Genomic DNA, 16,724 nt, shown 5'->3' with positions numbered 1-16,724 from the left:
CCGATTATTAATAACAACAAGGAATAGAGTGAGCATGAGTTCAAATATTTCTGACCAGGCTGAGCCGGTTACCCGCGTGGTTTCTCGTGAGGTAACTCAGGCTAAAATGGATCGCCGGGCGAAGGCCGCGGGGCTGATTAAGCCGTTGCAGCATTATACTCTGGCAGATCGCCTCGAAGCTCAGGCTAAACAATACCCGGAGCGTCCTTTTCTGATCTATGGTGAGCAGCGCTTCAGCTATGCCGAAGTGAATGCCCGGGCTAATCAGGTTGCGCATACTGTTGCGCAACGTGGGCTTAAAGCCGGGGATGTCTGCGCCATAGCGTTGGAGAACCGGCCGGAGTTTTTCTTTATCTGGTTTGGTCTGACCAAGCTTGGCGTGGTTTCTGCGTTTATCAATTCTCAGGTAAACGGTACACCGCTTAGTCATGCGATTAATTCGACCGAAGCAAAGGCGGTTATTGTTGGTGAAGAGTGTGTGCATAACTTTGCCCAGACCCCTGAGCTGAAAGGTAAGTCGTTGTGGTTGCTGCCTGATCCTGAGAAACCTGCGTCTGCGGATGACCTGGCCTGTGCCGATTCGAATTTCGCCGCAGAGCTTGAAGCCGCATCCCGTGATGCCGTTGATCCTGCGTTGCGTCAGGATGTTACTGCGGAAACGCCAACCTTGCTGATCTTCACTTCGGGTACCACCGGGCTGCCAAAAGCTGCGATCTATAGCCATATGCGCTGGCTGTCGTCAGGTGATGTAATGGCGGTTACTATCGATGCCACCGTGGATGATGTTTTCTACTGTTGCCTGCCGTTATACCACGGTGCCGCGGCAACCTCTGTTACTTCGACTGCTCTGACCGCCGGTTCATCAATTGTGGTGCGACGTAAATTCAGTGTGCGGGAGTTCTGGCAGGATGTCCGCAATAACGGTATTACGGTGTGTCAGTATATCGGTGAGATCTGTCGTTATCTGCTTAACCATGAATCTGAATCGGGCGAGCATAAGCTGCGTTGTATGCTGGGTGCGGGTCTGACTGCGGAATCCTGGAAACGCTGGATCGAGCGCTTTGGTGAGATGGATGTCTATGAAGGTTGGGGCTCAACTGAGGCGAACACCAACCTGATCAACCTGGACAACTATATCGGTTCCTGTGGCCGGGTGCCGGACTGGAGCAGAACTAATTTCCGCCTGGTGCGCTTCGATGTTGAAAGCGACTCGCATCTGCTGGATGAGAATGGCTTCTATATTGAGTGTAAGCCGGGTGAAGTAGGTGAGGGTCTTGGCTTTATTATCAATAGCCCTGATATCGGTGGTGGCCGCTTTGAAGGCTATACCTCTGCAGAGGCGTCCGAGCAGAAAATTCTGCGTAATGTGTTGGCCGAAGGTGATTCATTCTGGCGCTCCGGCGATCTGCTACGCTATGACGAAGATGGCTATTTTTACTTTGTTGACCGTATCGGCGATACCTTCCGCTGGAAGAGCGAGAACGTATCGACCCAGGAAGTCGCCAGTGCACTGGATGATTTCAGCGGTGCCGAGCTGATCAATATTTACGGTGTGCAGGTGCCGCAGCATGAAGGTCGTGCTGGTATGGCGGCGATCGTGATGCAGGACGGGTGTGAATTCGATCCACAGGCATTTTACGATCTGACCGAAGCTCGCCTGCCACGCTATGCTGCACCGCAGTTTGTACGGGTCAGCGAAGCGGCGGATATGACCACGACCTTTAAGTTGCGTAAAGTTGATCTGCAGCGCCAGGGCTATGCCCCGGAGCTATGTAACGATCCGCTGTTTGTACGCAATGATAAAGCGGGCACTTATCAAGCTTACTCTGAGACGGTGCTGGAGGCTTTGCGCTATCCACCGTTTGAACAGAATTCTGGATGATCTGGAGAATATGATGGGATTAAGAGGAGATGCTGCAATTGTAGGTGCAGCACAGTATAAGCCGGAAAAATACCAGACTGCGCCACAGATGTTTCATCTGGAACAGGTTGCCGATCTGGCGGCCCGTGCGCTTGATGATGCCGGGCTTAAAGCCAGTGATCTGGATGGCCTGGTGATCAACGGCCCGCAGTTCCATGAAGCTTCGGTGTTCGTACCGGCGATGGCAGCTGAATATCTGGGTATCGAAGTTAACTTTGCTGAGGTTGTCGACCTGGGTGGTTGTACCTCGGTCGGTATGATCTGGCGTGCCGCTGCTGCGATTGAGATGGGTTTATGTGAAGCGGTGCTTTGCGTAATTCCGGCGCGAATGGCGCCGCTGGCTCCGAATGAAGATCCGGCCTGGATGGCGTCGGCGATGCGTTATGGTGGCCACAGTACTGCGTTTGGTGCGCCTGAGGCCGAGTTTGACCTGCCTTACGGTCACATGGGGCAGAACACCGGTTATGCCATGATCGCGCAGCGTTATGCGGCGCAATACGGTTATGACCCGATGGCGATGGCTAAGATCGCGGTGGATCAGCGTACTAACGCACAGTACAACCCGGAAGCGATGTTCTACGGCAAGCCGCTGACCGCAGAAGAAGTTCTTGCGAGTAAGAAAGTCGCCGACCCACTGCATGTACTGGAGATCGTAATGCCGGTCGCCGGTGGTGCTGCGGTTATCGTCACTTCGAAAGAGGTTGCAGCCCGGGCTAAGCATCGCCCGGCCTTCGTTAAGGGCTTTGGCGAACGCTTATCGTTCAAGTCCCCGTCCTACGCAAAAGATATGACAGTAACGCCGGTTGCAGAAGCCGCTAAGCGCGCCTTTGCGATGGCGGGTCTGAAACCGGAAGATATGGATGCGGCGCAGATCTATGATTGCTACACCATCACTGTGTTGCTGTCGCTGGAAGACGCCGGTTTCTGTCCGAAGGGAGAGGGTATGCGTTTCGTTCGTGAGAATAACCTCACCTGGATGGGTAACTTCCCGCTGAATACCCACGGCGGCCAGCTGAGCTTTGGCCAGTCGGCTTCGGCCGGTGGTATGTCGCAGGTGATCGAGGCATTTACCCAGATCGCAGGCCGTGCCGATGGTCGTCAGCTGAAAGGCTGTGATCAGGTGTTCGTCAGCGGTACCGGTGGTGTAATGAGTGAGCAGGGCGCATTGATCCTGCAGGGGGGCTGAGACTATGACTACATTAAAACCGATGCCAGTAGCGACTGAGATTTCAGCACCCTTCTGGGAGTCGTTAAAAGCCGGCAAACTGACTATTCAACAATGTAACAGCTGCCAGGGTTGGGTGTTTTTCCCGCGCCGGCACTGCAGCCATTGCCTGGCCCATGATCTTGAGTGGCGTGAAGTGTCTGGTGCAGGCACGCTGTATAGCTATACCCTGGCTCGTGTACCGACTATGCCTGAGTTCGCCGACGAGATGCCGCAGGCACTGGCGGTGGTCGAGCTGGAGCAGGGTGTGCGTATTAATACCACGCTGACCGGGCTCAGCGAAGATGAGATTCAGGTGGGTATGGCGCTGAAGCCGGTATTCCATCAGGTGGATGCTAAAGGCAGTACCCTGCTGCGCTTCACCGGAGCCAATAAGCCGATCGATAGTATTGCCTATCTGAATCCGCTAGCCGATCTGTCGCGTAATGACAAAGGTCAGGTTCAGGTACCGGTGGATAACGCTGCAGCGATGCTGGCGTTGGCTGACAATGAATTTACGCCATGGAGTGAGGCGCTTACCGTTGATCAGGCGCTGATTAACAGCTTTGCTGAGCTGTCCGGCGATGATTACTGGATCCATACCGATCCTGCGCGGGCTGAGAAAGAGAGTCCGTTCGGTACTACTATCGCCCATGGTTCACTGGTGCAGGTGTTGCAGTCCCGGATGCAGTTTGCGCTGCCGTTTGAGATCACCGGTTTCAATACCATGGTCAATTATGGTTCTAACCGCCTGCGCTTCCCGGCGCCGGTACCGGCGGGATCACAGGTTCAGGCCCGGGCCAAAGTGAAAGCAGTAGAGTTCAGCCATAAAGGTGCCCAGTTAACCCTTGAAGTGAATATTCATGTGGTTGGCAATGAGCGACCTTCGGTGATCAATGATCTGGTGATCCTCTATCGCTAAGAACTGAGTACTGATAATTGAGTACTAAGTAACGTTGATATTTCCCGACGTACTTGCCGCCCGACAGATCTGTCCGGCGGCTTTTTTTTGCCTGTTGTTCCGCTTATTTGTGTCTCTTTACTCTGATCGTTTCGTCGTATCTGCAGCTTAGTCTTTATGGACGATGATGCAGTGGGCCCCTGTTCCCATAATGTCTATAACGAGCATAACGACTGAAAACCGTGAGGGACGAGATGATTGATATTCGAGCACTGGGTTACTACGTTGCACAGACCGATAATCTGAAAGAGTGGCAGGACTACGCTGAACAAGTGCTGGGGATGATGACATCACCGGCTCCCGGTGGTGGTCTGTATATCAAGATGGATGAGCGGCCGTTCCGCATGCTGATCGTGGAAGGCGCTGAGAAACGTTATCTTGCTTCCGGTTGGGAACTGGCGTCACAGGAGTCGTTTGCCGCGGCCACCGCTGAACTGGATGAACGCAACATTGCCTGGGAAGCTGGCGATGCTGAATTGTGTGATCAGCGCGGCGTTCAGCAACTGGCGCTGGTACGTGATCCGTCCGGTAATATGCATGAGCTGTTCTGGGGGCATCGCTCTGACTGTCAGCCATTTATATCTCCACAAGGGGTGCCGAAATTTATGACCGGCGATATGGGCCTGGGTCATACGGTTATTCCTGCACCGAACTTCGATGAAACCTATGCCTTCCTGAAAGATGTGTTGGGTTTTGGACTGTCCGATCTGTTTAATTTCAAGCCTGCCCCGGATGCTGATCCGGTACGTATCTACTTCCTGCACTGTAATAACCCGCGTCATCACAGCCTGGCGATCTGTGAATTCCCGGTGCCGTCCGGATGTGTGCACGCGATGGTTGAGGTTGATTCAATGTCTGAAGTGGGTCGTGCCCTGGACCGTCATCAGGAGCATGAGGTTCAGCTGTCGGCCACTCTGGGTCAGCACCTCAATGATCAGATGATCTCTTTTTATATGAAAACCCCGTCCGGTTTCGACATGGAGTTTGGCTATGGTGGCCTGCAGCTGGACTGGGAAGAACACAGTGCCTTTGAATTTAATCGTGTCAGCCTATGGGGACATGACTTCTCAGTAGGTCAGAACACAGGAGCAGAAAATGAATAAACAGATGACAACGGCCGACATGGTCGCACAGCTGCAAGATGGTATGACCATCGGCATAGGCGGCTGGGGACCACGCCGTAAACCGATGGCGCTGGTACGTGAAATTCTGCGCTCCGATCTTAAAGACCTGACTATCGTCGCCTACGGTGGTGCCGATGTCGGTATGTTGTGTGCGGCCGGTAAGGTCAAGAAAGTGATCTTCGCTTTTGTTTCACTGGACTTTATTCCGCTGGAGCCGTACTTCCGTCAGGCGCGTCAGAGCGGCGCTCTGGAAACCATGGAAATTGACGAAGGCATGATGCTGCTGGGTCTGCGCGCTGCAGCCTGGGGTTGCCCGTATATTCCGACTCAGATCGGACTGGGTACCGATGTAGTGAAGGTCAATCCTGACCTGAAACTGGTCGACAGCCCGTACGATGATAAAGAGTGGGTGGCGATGCCGGCACTTAAGCTGGATGCCTCGCTGATCCATGTCGATCGCGCCGACGAGCGTGGCGTGTGCCAGATTAAAGGCCCTGATCACTATATGGATGACTGGTTTGCCCGTGCTGCGGACAAGACCTTTGTTACCTGTGATGAGCTGGTCGACAGCGAATTCTTCGCCGATCCTGAAGAGGCCCGTTACGTACTGTGGGAACGCTCTATGACCAGCGCGGTTGCCCTGGTTCCGGGCGGTGCTCACCCATCTTCCTGTGCACCTCTGTATGGCTTCGATGTTGCACACTTTAAAGAGTACAACGCCTCCGCTAAAGAGGGTGGTTTTGAGGTGTATTTTGATAAGTACATCAAAGATAGCACCGAACAAGAGTATCGCGAGAAAGTCGGTGGACTGGACGCAATCAGGCAGCTTGCGCTGCCGGTTTATTGATCGGCTGAGCGGAGAAATAGAATTATGACTACAGCGACAAACGAATACAGCCTGGCAGAGTTGATGATCTGTGCCGGTGCAGAAGCATTTCGCAATGATGGTGAAGTTCTGGCTACGGGTATCGGCCTGATACCGCGGCTGGCGGCAAGCCTGGCGATGAAGACTTTTAACACTGACCTGATGATGACCGATTCTGAAGCGTATCTGCTGTCAGAACCGAATCCGGTGGGTGATCGTGGTAGCGACTACGTGCAGAAGAACGAGACCTGGATGGGCTTTTCGCGCATCTTCGACAACGTCTGGAGTGGCAAGCGCCATGCCATGGTAGGGCCGACCCAGATCGATCAGTTCGGTCAGGCAAATATCTCGGCGCTGGGTGGTGAATACAAACAGCCTAAAGTTCAGATGCTGGGTGTGCGCGGTTTTCCGGGTAACTCCATCAGCCACGCTAACTCGTTCTTTGTGCCGAGCCACAACAGCCGGGTATTTGTAGCCGGTGAGTGCGACATGGTGGCATCTATCGGTTACAACCCGGATCGCCTGCCGAAAGGTTACCAGCTGGATGATATCGATATTCGTCTGGTAATTACCGATCTGGGTGTCATGGACTGGAACGGTCCCGGGCATCAGCTGCGTCTGCTGAGCCTGCATCCGGGGATCAGTGTCGAGCAGGTGCTGGAAAACACCGGCTTTGAAGTGCATATCCCGGATAACGTTGCGCAGACTACAGCCCCTACGACAGAACAGCTGGAGATTATCCGTCAGCTGGATCCACATAACCTTCGTGCCCGCCAGCTGAAGGATAATCCGCCGGGTGATCGCAGCCAGGCATAAGACAGTTTTAAAACGCAGGTGCAGTCAGCCTGCGGAGAAGAGGCACGTTATGACAGACAATAATAATGATATTCAGGATGTAGTGCTGTACGAGAAGCGGGATGACGTCGCCATCGTGACGATGAACCGCCCGGAGTACAACAACGCCCAGAATTCACAGATGACCTATGCCCTGGATGCGGCCTTTAAACGTGCCTGTGACGATGATGAAGTTAAAGTGATCGTGCTGGCCGGCAGTGGTAAGCACTTCTCGGCCGGACACGATATCGGTACGCCGGGGCGGGATGTCGATAAGACATTTGAACGCACCAGCCTCTGGTATGACCACACGAATAAGCCGGGTGGCGAGTTTCTTTATGCCCGTGAGCAGGAAGTCTATCTGGGTATGTGCCGCCGCTGGCGCGATATGCCTAAGCCGACTATCGCGATGGTGCAGGGAGCCTGTATTGCCGGTGGTCTGATGCTGGCCTGGGTGTGCGACATGATCGTCGCGTCCGATGATTCTTTTTATCAGGATCCGGTCGTGCGTATGGGTATTCCCGGGGTGGAATACTTTGCCCATGTGCATGAGTTGAATCCTCGTATCGCCAAGGAATTTTTGTTCCTCGGCGAGCGGATGCCTGCAGAGCGGGCCTACCAGATGGGTATGCTGAACCGGGTTGTCGCCCGTGACGCGCTGGAGCAGGAGACTATGTCGATTGCCGGGCGTATTGCCAAGATGCCGCGTCTGGGGTTACAGCTGACCAAACAGGCCTGTAATAACGCCGAAGATCTGATGGGCAAGCGCAGCACCATGGAGATGGTATTTGGTCTGCATCACTTTGCCCATGTGCATAACGAAAATGTGTCCGGCGACAAGCTGGGTGGTTATGACGGTAAAGCGATGGCGCAAGCGAATAAAGCGGCGGCTGCCGACAGCAAGTCCGGGTCGGAGGCATAACATGGCGGGACGACTGAATACCCGCCTGACTGAGTTGCTGGGCTGCGAATACCCAGTGATCCAGACCGCGATGGGCTGGGTTGCTGACCCTAAGCTGGTCGCGGCGACCTGCAACGCTGGTGGCTTTGGTTTTCTGGCCGGAGCCACTATTCCGCCGGAAGAGATGGAACAGCGGATCATTGAAACTAAACAGCTGACCGATAAACCGTTCGGTGTGAACTTCCATATGTATCAGCCGAATGCGGCGGATATTATCGAAATGGTGATTCGTCACGGGGTAAGGGCCGTTAGCTACAGCCGCTCGCCGGGCAAAGCGATGATCTCTCAGCTGAAAGATGCCGGCGTGGTCTGCATGCCTACGGTCGGCGCGCTGAAACACGCGGTCAAAGCCGTCGAAATGGGTGCCGATGTGGTGACCGTTCAGGGTGGTGAAGGTGGCGGTCATACCGGCGCTGTACCAACCACTATCCTGCTACCTCAGGTTATCGATGCGGTCGATGTCCCGGTGGTTGCCTGCGGTGGCTTTAAAGATGGTGCCGGTCTGGTTGCTGCACTGGCCTACGGTGCCGAAGGTATCGCTATGGGTACCCGCTTTCTGATGACCAAAGACAGCCCTGTTCCGGCAGAAACGCTGGACCGGTATGTCAAAGTTAACAATCCTGCAGCGGTCATTATCAGCCGCAGTATCGATGGTATGCCACAGCGCATGATCAATAACGAACTGCTGGCTCAACTGGAAAAAGCTGGTCCTCTGAAGCGCCTGATGATGGCGGTCAGCAGCGGCCTGGCCTATCGTAAATATACCGGTATGAGCATCGCTCAACTATTCAGGTCGGCTATCCAGATGCGCAGCGGCGGGCAGATGACTGCGGCGCAAACCATTATGGCGGCCAACGCACCGATGGTGATTCAGAAAGCGATGGTCGATGGCAAGCCTGCTGAAGGCGTGCTGCCTGCGGGACAGATTGCCGGCGCGATCGATTCACTGTTGAGCTGCGATGAACTCATTAACGAAATTGTACGGGATGCAGAGGCCAGTCTAGAGCGCCTTTGTGGTACCCGTGGCTGAGGGGAGAGATATGACCCAACCATTTAAACTAGCTATCGCTAACGGCGTTGCAGAGCTGGTGTTTGATAAACCGCCGGTAAACGCATTCACCAGCCAGGGCTGGGCGGATATCGCCGCCGAGATCGAAGCACTGGGCCGTAACGATGATGTCAATGTAATTATTATCGCAGCAGAAGGCCGTGGTTTCTGTGCCGGTGTCGATATCAAGGAACTTGATGCCGACGACAGCCTGATCGTGCGGGTTAACAAGGGTAACTATGACACCTTTGAAGCGATCCACCGTAATCCTAAGCCAGTGATTGTGGCGGTACATGGTTTTGTGCTGGGTGGCGGCATCGGTATCTCCGGTGCGGCAGATATCATTATCGCATCCGAATGCGCCAGCTTTGGTGTGCCTGAAGTGGATCGCGGTGCGATGGGCGGTGGCGCGCATCTGCAGCGTATGTTCCCGGTACAGAAGGTACGCTACATGTACTTCACCGGTGACATGATCGATGCCCGGGAAGCTTATCGCCTGGGTGCCGTAGAACGTGTTGTACCGCGTGATCAGTTGATGGACAACGCCCGTGAAATCGCGGCTAAGATCGCTGCCAAAAGTCCGAATATGATCGCCCTTGCTAAAGAGGCATTAACCGGCATCGAAGACGGCAACCTGGAAGACAAATATCGCTGGGAGCAGGGTTTCACCCTGCAGGCATACACCAGTCCTGATTCAGCGGAAACCCGACGGGCTTTCGTTGAAAAACGTGACGCAAATTTCTGAGGTCGATTATGGATCTGACATATACACCTGAACAACAGAGCTTCCGCCAGGAAGTGCGTAGCTGGCTGGCAGAGAATGTGCCGAAACAGAAACTTGCCAGTTACGATACCAAGGAAGGATTTGAACAACACCGTGCGTGGGAGGGTAAGTTGTTTGACGCCCGCCTGTCGATGGTGATGTGGCCGGAAGAGCTGGGTGGCCGTGGCTGCGACCTGATCGAGTGGCTGATCTTCGAAGAGGAATATTACGCAGCGGATGCCCCGATGCGGGTTAACCAGAACGGTCAGCTACTACTAGGCCCGACCCTGATGGAGTTTGGTACAGAGGAGCAGAAGAAGCGCTTCCTGCCACGCATGGCCGCCAGTGAAGATATGTGGGCGCAGGCCTGGTCAGAACCGAATGCCGGTTCCGATATGGCGGCGATCACCAGTAAGGCTATTCGTGACGGCGATCACTATATTCTTAACGGCCAGAAAACCTGGTCGACCCGTGCCATCTTTGCCGACTGGGCATTTGGTCTGTTCCGCAGTGATCCGACCTCCAGTCGTCACCATGGTCTGTCATTCCTGATGCTGCCCCTCGATACTGAGGGTGTGACGATTCGACCGATTAAAGCGCTCAACGGTAAGGACGCGTTTGCCGAGATCTTCTTCGACAATGTCCGGGTACCGGCAGAGAACCTGATCGGTGATGAAGGTCGTGGCTGGCAGGTTGCGATGGCGACTGCCGGCTTTGAACGTGGTCTGTTACTGCGTTCACCGGCTCGCTTCCAGCAAACCGCACGTAAGCTGGTTGACCTGTATCGGGCTAACCAGGAACGGGCGGATCGCGATCCGGGTATCCGGGATGCGGTGTGTGAAGCCTGGGCCGGTGCTGAAGCCTATGCCTTGTCCGCTTACAACACGGTCGGGCGACTGACTCGCGGTGAAAAAATCGGCGCCGAGTCGAGTATCAATAAGATTGTCTGGTCCGAACTGGATCTCAAGCTGCATGAAACCGCGATGCGGATTCTGGGTTCCCGCGGTGAACTGCTGGCAAGCGCTCCGCAATCCGGCGACAACGACGGTTGGCTGGAGGGCTTCCTGTTTGCGCAGGCGGGTCCTATTTATGCCGGATCGAACGAGATTCAGCGCAATATTATCGCCGAGCGAATGCTTGGCCTGCCAAAAGCCTGAGGTGAGCCATGGATTTCACTTTTACCGATGATGAATTAGCTTTCCGTGAAGCGATCAGTCGTTTTCTGATGACTGAAGCGGCACCGGAAGCACTGAGAGAGATTTGGGAAACCGACAGTGGTCGCTCGCCCGATCTGCGTAACAAAATGGCCGAGCAGGGCCTGACCGCACTGTCCATACCGGAAAGTGCCGGTGGCCTGGAAATGGGCGATGTCGTCTGGTCTCTGATGACCCAGGAACTGGGCTACTACGGTATCCCGGATTCCCTGTCCGATACCGCCTATGTTGCGGCGGGTCTGATCAGTAACCTACCTGATACTGTTGCTGAAAAAGCCACATGGCTGGAGCAGATCTGTGATGGCAGTTTGCGTGTTGCAGTCGGTCATCCGGTTAATCCGCTGGTTGCCGATGCGCATATGGCGGACCTGATACTGCTGGCCAATGGCGATGAGGTACATGCCGTGCCACGCGCTAAGATAGAGGTTGAGCATAACCCGAGTATCGATTCCTCAAGGCGTCTGATGCGGGTGATGTGGGAGACTGATAGCTCTACTCTGGTCGCCGCTGGTGACGAGGGTCGCAAACTATGGCAACAGACTCTGGATCGTGGCGCATTGTCTGCCGCCGGTCAATTGTTGGGTCTGGCGCAGCGGATGCTTGATCTGTCAGTGGATTATGCCGCCCAGCGCAAGCAGTTCGGTAAGCCGATCGGCAGCTTTCAGGCGGTAAAGCATCACCTGGCCGATGTTGCCGGCAAGATCGAATTTGCCAAGCCGGTACTCTACCGTGCTGCTTACTCTTTGCAGCAGGGTGATAGCGACGCCAGCATGCATGTATCTCAGGCCCGTCTGGCCTGTGGTGAAGCGGCGCTACTCGCCGGTCGTCACGGTATTCAGGTGCATGGCGCGATGGGTTATACCTGGGAAGTCGACCTGCAGATGTTTATGAAACGCAGCTGGGCGCTGGAATCGTCCTGGGGCGATCGTATATTCCATAAATCACGGGTATCCGACTTTGTGCTGGCAGAAGGTGCCGCACTGGGCCCTGGTCAGACGTTCGGGAGATCATAATGGCTGAAGCTTATATTGTTGACGCGCTGCGCAGCCCGACCGGTCGCCGTAAAGGCGGCCTGGCCCATGTTCATGCGATTGATCTGGGCGCGCATGTGCTCAAGGCACTGGTAGAAAGAAATAACATTCCAGCTGAAGATTATGATGACGTGATCTTCGGTTGTGTCGATACCATCGGTTCTCAGGCCGGTGATATAGCCCGCACCAGCTGGCTGGCTGCTGGCCTGCCACTGAATGTGCCGGGTACCACCGTGGATCGTCAGTGTGGTTCGTCGCAACAGGCGGTGCATTTTGCTGCCCAGGCGGTAATGAGTGGTACCCAGGATGTAGTTGCCGTGGGTGGCGTGCAGACCATGACCCAGATCCCGATCTCATCGGCGATGCTGGCGGGTCAGCCACTGGGCTTTACTACGCCTTTTGCGGAAAGTAAGGGCTGGCGTGAACGTTTTGGCGATGCACCGGTTGATCAGTTTTACGCGGCACAGCGGATCGCCGATCACTGGGATATCAGTCGCGGTGAGATGGAACAGTTTGCCCTGGAAAGCCATCGTCGGGCGATCGCTGCGAACGAGGCAGGCTATTTCGACCGTGAAATCGTGCCGCTTGAAGGTGTTGAGCGTGATGAAACCCCGCGTCAGACCACGCTGGAAAAGATGGCGGATCTGGATCCGGTCGGTGAGGCGTATCCGTCGATTACCGCAGCAGTATCGAGCCAGACCTGTGATGCTTCAGCCGCGATGCTGGTGGTGTCGGAAGCTGCGCTTGAGCGTTACAACCTTACTCCGCGGGCCCGAATTCATCACCTGAGTGTGATGGGCGATGATCCGATCTGGCACCTGACAGCACCGATTCCTGCTACCAAGGCGGCGCTGAAGAAGGCCGGTATGTCGATGGACGATATCGATCTGGTTGAGATCAACGAAGCCTTTGCCTCAGTGGTTATGGCCTGGCTGAAAGAGACCGGCTACAGCCTCGGGAAAACCAATGTCAACGGTGGTGCGATTGCACTGGGCCATCCGCTGGGTGCAACCGGCGCGCGGCTGATGACCAGCATGTTGCATGAGCTGGAACGTACCGGCGGCCGGTATGGCATGCAGACTATGTGTGAAGGTGGCGGGCAGGCCAACGTAACCATCATCGAAAGACTCGGTTAATACGGGCTTGCTCCTGGCTTGCCAGCGGCGTTGCGCAAAACAATTTAGCCCGGTCACTTACAACTTAAGCTGCCTCGCTAAATAACTTGCGCGCCTTGCTGGCAAACCAGTATCAGCACCCTCTTTCAGGAGGTGCTGTTTACAGAATTCAGAATCTTGCAATAACAACAAGATTCACTTCTCGGTTGTTCAATTATGTTTAGAAACTGTAGCAGGCTGAGAATCTATTTTTACTGCGTTATTGATGCAGCTAAGAGGAAAAGAATATGGCTATTTTAGACGGTCGCGTTGCGATTATTACAGGTGCTGGCGGTGGTTTGGGTGCAGCCCACGCGCGTGTTTTTGCTGCTGAAGGTTGTGCTGTTGTAGTAAACGATATCAATCAGGCTGCCGCGCAGATAGTGGTCGATGAGATCGTTGCTGCAGGCGGTAAGGCCATTGTTAATACCTCTGATATCACTAATTACGAATCCAGTGCTAACGCGGTTAAAGACGCGATCGACGCATTTGGCGACCTGCATATAGTATTGAACAACGCCGGTGTTAACCGTGACCGTATGTTCGCGTCAATGACTGAAGCCGAGTGGGACACCATCATGGCGGTTCACCTTAAAGGTCATTTCTGTATCTCTTCCCATGCGGTGCACTACTGGCGTGACCAGTCCAAGGCGGGTAACGCTGTTGATGCGCGTATTATCAATACTACATCCGGTGCGGGTCTGCAGGGCTCTATCGGTCAGTCTAACTATGCCGCGGCTAAAGCCGGTATTGCAGCGCTGACACTGAACCAGGCGGCTGAGCTTGGCCGTTACGGTATCACTGCCAATGCGGTGGCTCCAGCTGCACGTACCGGCATGACTACTGCGGTAGAGGCGATGGCGACACGTATGGCCAAGCCTGAAGACGACAGCTTTGACTACTGGGCGCCGGAGAACGTTTCGTCGCTGCTGGCATGGCTGGCTGCGGCTGAGTCTAAAGCGATCACCGGCCGGGTATTTGAATCAGAAGGCGGCAAAATCTCTATCTGTGACGGCTGGCGTTCAACTGCCGGTGTCGATAAGGGCGATCGCTGGGCGCCGGCTGAAGTCGGCCAGGCGATGGATCAGTTGTTGCAACAGGAAGTTCCTGCACAGAAAGTCTGGGGTAGTTAATTATGAATGAAGCCGATCAAAACCGTCGTCGTCTGCTGCAGGCCGGTGGCCTGATCGGCAGCGCGGCGATGATGGGAGGAGCGGGTCTGATGGGAATTTCACCGCGGACTACTGCAGCGGAAACCGACACTGGTACTTTACCTTTGCCGGAATACGATACGCTCGATGTTACCGCGATGGCCAGCATGCTGCGTGGTGGCGAGCTGACTGCGCTGGAATTGGTCGATGCGGCTATCGCGCGTTTTAATAGCCGCTCGGCTATTAATGCCCTGGCGGTAGATCATTTCGATCGCGCCCGTGAACAGGCAAAACTGCTGAGCAGGGTAGGACGTGTTGCCCGGGAAGGGCGGATGGCAAAGGCTCCCTTGCTGGGTGTGCCTTTTGCCCTGAAAGACCTGTCGGTAAAGATGAAAGGCACCGTCACGACGAATGGCAGTGTATTTTTCAAAGATGCGGTGGCTGATTATGATTCGACTCTGGTGGAGCGTTATCAGCAGGCCGGACTGAATATTATGGCCAAGCTGACCAGCCCTGAGTTCGGTCAGACCGCTACCACAGAATCTCAACTGCATGGCGACACCCTTAATCCATGGAATCTGGAGTACAGTAGTGGTGGTTCCTCGGGCGGTTCTGCAGCAGCGGTTGCCGCACGCATCCTGCCAGCGGCTCACGCCAGCGATGGTGGTGGTTCAATCCGTATACCATCATCCCACTGCGGTCTGTTCGGCTTAAAGCCGAGCCGTGGCCGTGTCCCTGCAGGACCCGATGCGATTGAAGGCTGGATGGGACTGTCGGTGCAGAATGTAGTTACCCGCAGCGTTCGTGACAGCGCGTTGCTGTTGCAACTGACGCAGGGAACTGAGCCAGGGTCACGGGTTAGGCACCGTGATCTGGATCTGCTGGCAGCGATCTCGCGGCCTCCGCAAGCATTGCGTATCGCAGTGATGAAGACGCATCCGTTTGGTCTTCCGGTGCACCAGGACTGTCTGGATGCCCTGGACAACACGATTAAGCTGTTGACTGAACTGGGCCATGAAGTAGTTGAAGCCTTCCCGGCGCTACCGATCGAAGGCATGTTCAAGGGCATGGGTGTTGCAACCTCCACGGGTCTGCTGCGCACCGTTCAGGCGCGTGAGTCGGCACTGGGCAGGGCAGTGCGTGAGGATGAACTCGAGCCCATCAATTGGATGCATTTGCAGAATGCTAAAACCTATACCTCCGACCAGGTGTATGCGGCGCGTTCGGCGTTTGATGAAGGTGGCCAGCAGTTTGACCGTTTCTTCACCGGATATGATCTGCTGCTGACCCCGGTAACAATTGCGCCGCCGCCAAAAATCGGTGATCTGAGGCTGGATCAACCGTTTGAAGACTTTGTCAGTCATGTGCTTAAAGCATCGCCGATCACCTCACTGTTCAATATGACCGGTTTGCCGGCCATGTCGGTGCCGTTGCACTGGAATCAGCAAGGCTTGCCGATCGGGGTGCAGTTTGCCGGACCCTATGGTGCAGAGGACCGTTTGCTATCACTGGCCGCCCAGTTAGAGAAAGCTGTTCCCTGGGCGGATAAACTACCGCCGCTGGTACAAGGCTAAGACGTTGCTCGAACGTCGCTTCGCGACTTGCTCGTTGCTCGGGAAAGCCTTCTTAAGCTGGTTTGGTATTGAGAGCGAATAGAGTAGCGTTGTAAGAAAGTTTGTAAAAAAAAACGCGCTTAGAGCGCGTTTTTTGTTGTCTGGAAAAAGGTGCAGACAGGGGGCGTAGAGTTGTAGGTTGGTCTGAGTGAAACGAAGCCCAACAATACTGTAAGAATAACCCCTGCTGTAGGGCATCACTGCGTTTAGCCCAACCTACGAACTGATCATGTCAGAACGGGACATCATCATCGAAGCTAGCTGGCGTATCCATATCGAAAACAGGCGGTTGCTCGGCTTCAGTATTACCCGATGTTCCGGTCTGAATTTTCCACCCCTGAAGATTGTTGAAGTAGCGACCGTTGTATTCGCGACCGCGAATATCGAAGGTTACAGTGACTTCCTGTCCCACCTGAAGGGCATCGAGCAAGCTCACTTTATCCTGAACAAATTCCAGATTTATTTCCTGCGGATACTTACCGTCTTCAACAGTAACTACCATCTCGCGCTTAGTGAATCCGCTGCCGAATGTTTGCGCATCCTGAATTAATTTAACCTTGCCGGTCAACTCGTAAGCCATTACCTATACCCTATATTTATCGAAGCATCGTACTATGATTTATTTAATCAGAATAAAGGAAAAATTACTTCTGATTTTTCCCGGATAAATACAAGCGTAACACTATCCTGCCGGCCGCAATCGAATCAGATCTGGTCTGATAGGTTGTTCCGGGTTGGCAACCGACTTTTCATCCGCAATGCAGGATAGTCGCTGAACGTCACAAAACGGTCTGTAGTACTGCCGTTATCTACTATTATATTAAAGATAAAATCGACTTTGATAGCCGCCGGGTAATTCCCGCTAGGTCATGCGTTGGTT

Annotated in this window: 15 protein-coding genes; 14 read left to right on the top strand and 1 reads right to left on the bottom strand. The window is 54.4% G+C overall.

Annotated elements, in window-relative coordinates; genetic code table 11:
• Positions 1-34 precede the first annotated feature (34 nt).
• From ACQUQM_RS12515 to ACQUQM_RS12450, 14 genes are all read left to right on the top strand, one after another.
• Positions 35-1,882, top strand: a complete 1,848-nt coding sequence (locus ACQUQM_RS12515) for a long-chain-acyl-CoA synthetase (protein ID WP_432470205.1) — start codon at positions 35-37, stop codon at positions 1,880-1,882.
• Positions 1,863-3,107 (top strand): thiolase family protein, encoded by a 1,245-nt coding sequence (locus tag ACQUQM_RS12510; protein WP_432470204.1) that lies wholly within the window; start codon positions 1,863-1,865, stop codon positions 3,105-3,107. The genes ACQUQM_RS12515 and ACQUQM_RS12510 overlap by 20 nt, the downstream gene beginning before the upstream one ends.
• Positions 3,108-3,111: 4 nt before the next feature.
• Positions 3,112-4,047, top strand: coding sequence for an OB-fold domain-containing protein (locus tag ACQUQM_RS12505; RefSeq protein ID WP_432470203.1), 936 nt, complete (start codon positions 3,112-3,114; stop codon positions 4,045-4,047).
• Positions 4,048-4,280: 233 nt separating this feature from the next.
• The gene (locus ACQUQM_RS12500) at positions 4,281-5,189 is read left to right on the top strand and encodes a VOC family protein (RefSeq protein ID WP_432470202.1); all 909 of its coding nucleotides are present in this window, start codon (positions 4,281-4,283) and stop codon (positions 5,187-5,189) included.
• Complete coding sequence (locus ACQUQM_RS12495; protein ID WP_432470201.1) at positions 5,182-6,057, top strand: CoA transferase subunit A; 876 nt, start codon at positions 5,182-5,184, stop codon at positions 6,055-6,057. The genes ACQUQM_RS12500 and ACQUQM_RS12495 overlap by 8 nt, the downstream gene beginning before the upstream one ends.
• A gap of 24 nt (positions 6,058-6,081) precedes the next feature.
• On the top strand, positions 6,082-6,891 hold the full coding sequence (locus ACQUQM_RS12490) for a CoA-transferase subunit beta (RefSeq protein WP_432470200.1): 810 nt from the start codon (positions 6,082-6,084) through the stop codon (positions 6,889-6,891).
• Positions 6,892-6,940: 49 nt separating this feature from the next.
• A complete protein-coding gene (locus ACQUQM_RS12485; protein ID WP_432470199.1) occupies positions 6,941-7,831 on the top strand; it encodes an enoyl-CoA hydratase in 891 nt (296 codons plus the stop codon).
• 1 nt (position 7,832) lies between these two features.
• Positions 7,833-8,900 (top strand): NAD(P)H-dependent flavin oxidoreductase, encoded by a 1,068-nt coding sequence (locus ACQUQM_RS12480; RefSeq protein WP_432470198.1) that lies wholly within the window; start codon positions 7,833-7,835, stop codon positions 8,898-8,900.
• Between the two features lie 10 nt (positions 8,901-8,910).
• Positions 8,911-9,663 (top strand): enoyl-CoA hydratase family protein, encoded by a 753-nt coding sequence (locus ACQUQM_RS12475; protein ID WP_432470197.1) that lies wholly within the window; start codon positions 8,911-8,913, stop codon positions 9,661-9,663.
• Positions 9,664-9,671: 8 nt separating this feature from the next.
• Entirely contained in the window at positions 9,672-10,838 is a 1,167-nt protein-coding gene (locus ACQUQM_RS12470) for an acyl-CoA dehydrogenase family protein (RefSeq protein ID WP_432470196.1), read from the top strand.
• A gap of 8 nt (positions 10,839-10,846) precedes the next feature.
• The gene (locus ACQUQM_RS12465) at positions 10,847-11,908 is read left to right on the top strand and encodes an acyl-CoA dehydrogenase family protein (RefSeq protein ID WP_432470195.1); all 1,062 of its coding nucleotides are present in this window, start codon (positions 10,847-10,849) and stop codon (positions 11,906-11,908) included.
• Positions 11,908-13,062 (top strand): acetyl-CoA C-acetyltransferase, encoded by a 1,155-nt coding sequence (locus ACQUQM_RS12460; RefSeq protein WP_432470194.1) that lies wholly within the window; start codon positions 11,908-11,910, stop codon positions 13,060-13,062. Before ACQUQM_RS12465 ends, ACQUQM_RS12460 begins: the two co-directional genes overlap by 1 nt.
• 266 nt (positions 13,063-13,328) lie before the next feature.
• Positions 13,329-14,213 carry an SDR family oxidoreductase gene (locus tag ACQUQM_RS12455; RefSeq protein ID WP_432470193.1) on the top strand — a complete coding sequence of 295 codons (885 nt, stop codon included), beginning with the start codon at positions 13,329-13,331 and terminating at the stop codon, positions 14,211-14,213.
• A gap of 2 nt (positions 14,214-14,215) precedes the next feature.
• Positions 14,216-15,805: an amidase gene (locus ACQUQM_RS12450; protein WP_432470191.1), complete on the top strand. Its 1,590-nt coding sequence runs from the start codon at positions 14,216-14,218 to the stop codon at positions 15,803-15,805.
• A gap of 271 nt (positions 15,806-16,076) precedes the next feature.
• On the opposite strand, the gene ACQUQM_RS12445 is transcribed toward ACQUQM_RS12450, so the two are convergent.
• Positions 16,077-16,424, bottom strand: a complete 348-nt coding sequence (locus ACQUQM_RS12445; RefSeq protein WP_432470189.1) for a DUF3127 domain-containing protein — start codon at positions 16,422-16,424, stop codon at positions 16,077-16,079.
• Positions 16,425-16,724 lie beyond the last annotated feature (300 nt).

It is taken from the genome of Amphritea sp. HPY, from assembly GCF_050870985.1.
Lineage (GTDB): Bacteria > Pseudomonadota > Gammaproteobacteria > Pseudomonadales > Balneatricaceae > Amphritea.
The sequence above is the reverse complement of the archived record's forward strand: the minus strand, read 5'-3'. Positions and strand labels throughout refer to the sequence as shown.

Excerpts from the sequence above, each read along its gene's own strand:
- ACQUQM_RS12515 (WP_432470205.1), top strand. The coding sequence starts at position 35 with ATGAGTTCAAATATTTCTGACCAGGCTGAGCCGGTTACCCGCGTGGTT.
- ACQUQM_RS12505 (WP_432470203.1), top strand. The coding sequence starts at position 3,112 with ATGACTACATTAAAACCGATGCCAGTAGCGACTGAGATTTCAGCACCC.
- ACQUQM_RS12500 (WP_432470202.1), top strand. The coding sequence starts at position 4,281 with ATGATTGATATTCGAGCACTGGGTTACTACGTTGCACAGACCGATAAT.
- ACQUQM_RS12495 (WP_432470201.1), top strand. The coding sequence starts at position 5,182 with ATGAATAAACAGATGACAACGGCCGACATGGTCGCACAGCTGCAAGAT.
- ACQUQM_RS12490 (WP_432470200.1), top strand. The coding sequence starts at position 6,082 with ATGACTACAGCGACAAACGAATACAGCCTGGCAGAGTTGATGATCTGT.
- ACQUQM_RS12485 (WP_432470199.1), top strand. The coding sequence starts at position 6,941 with ATGACAGACAATAATAATGATATTCAGGATGTAGTGCTGTACGAGAAG.
- ACQUQM_RS12480 (WP_432470198.1), top strand. The coding sequence starts at position 7,833 with ATGGCGGGACGACTGAATACCCGCCTGACTGAGTTGCTGGGCTGCGAA.
- ACQUQM_RS12475 (WP_432470197.1), top strand. The coding sequence starts at position 8,911 with ATGACCCAACCATTTAAACTAGCTATCGCTAACGGCGTTGCAGAGCTG.
- ACQUQM_RS12470 (WP_432470196.1), top strand. The coding sequence starts at position 9,672 with ATGGATCTGACATATACACCTGAACAACAGAGCTTCCGCCAGGAAGTG.
- ACQUQM_RS12465 (WP_432470195.1), top strand. The coding sequence starts at position 10,847 with ATGGATTTCACTTTTACCGATGATGAATTAGCTTTCCGTGAAGCGATC.
- ACQUQM_RS12460 (WP_432470194.1), top strand. The coding sequence starts at position 11,908 with ATGGCTGAAGCTTATATTGTTGACGCGCTGCGCAGCCCGACCGGTCGC.
- ACQUQM_RS12455 (WP_432470193.1), top strand. The coding sequence starts at position 13,329 with ATGGCTATTTTAGACGGTCGCGTTGCGATTATTACAGGTGCTGGCGGT.
- ACQUQM_RS12450 (WP_432470191.1), top strand. The coding sequence starts at position 14,216 with ATGAATGAAGCCGATCAAAACCGTCGTCGTCTGCTGCAGGCCGGTGGC.
- ACQUQM_RS12445 (WP_432470189.1), bottom strand. The coding sequence starts at position 16,424 with ATGGCTTACGAGTTGACCGGCAAGGTTAAATTAATTCAGGATGCGCAA.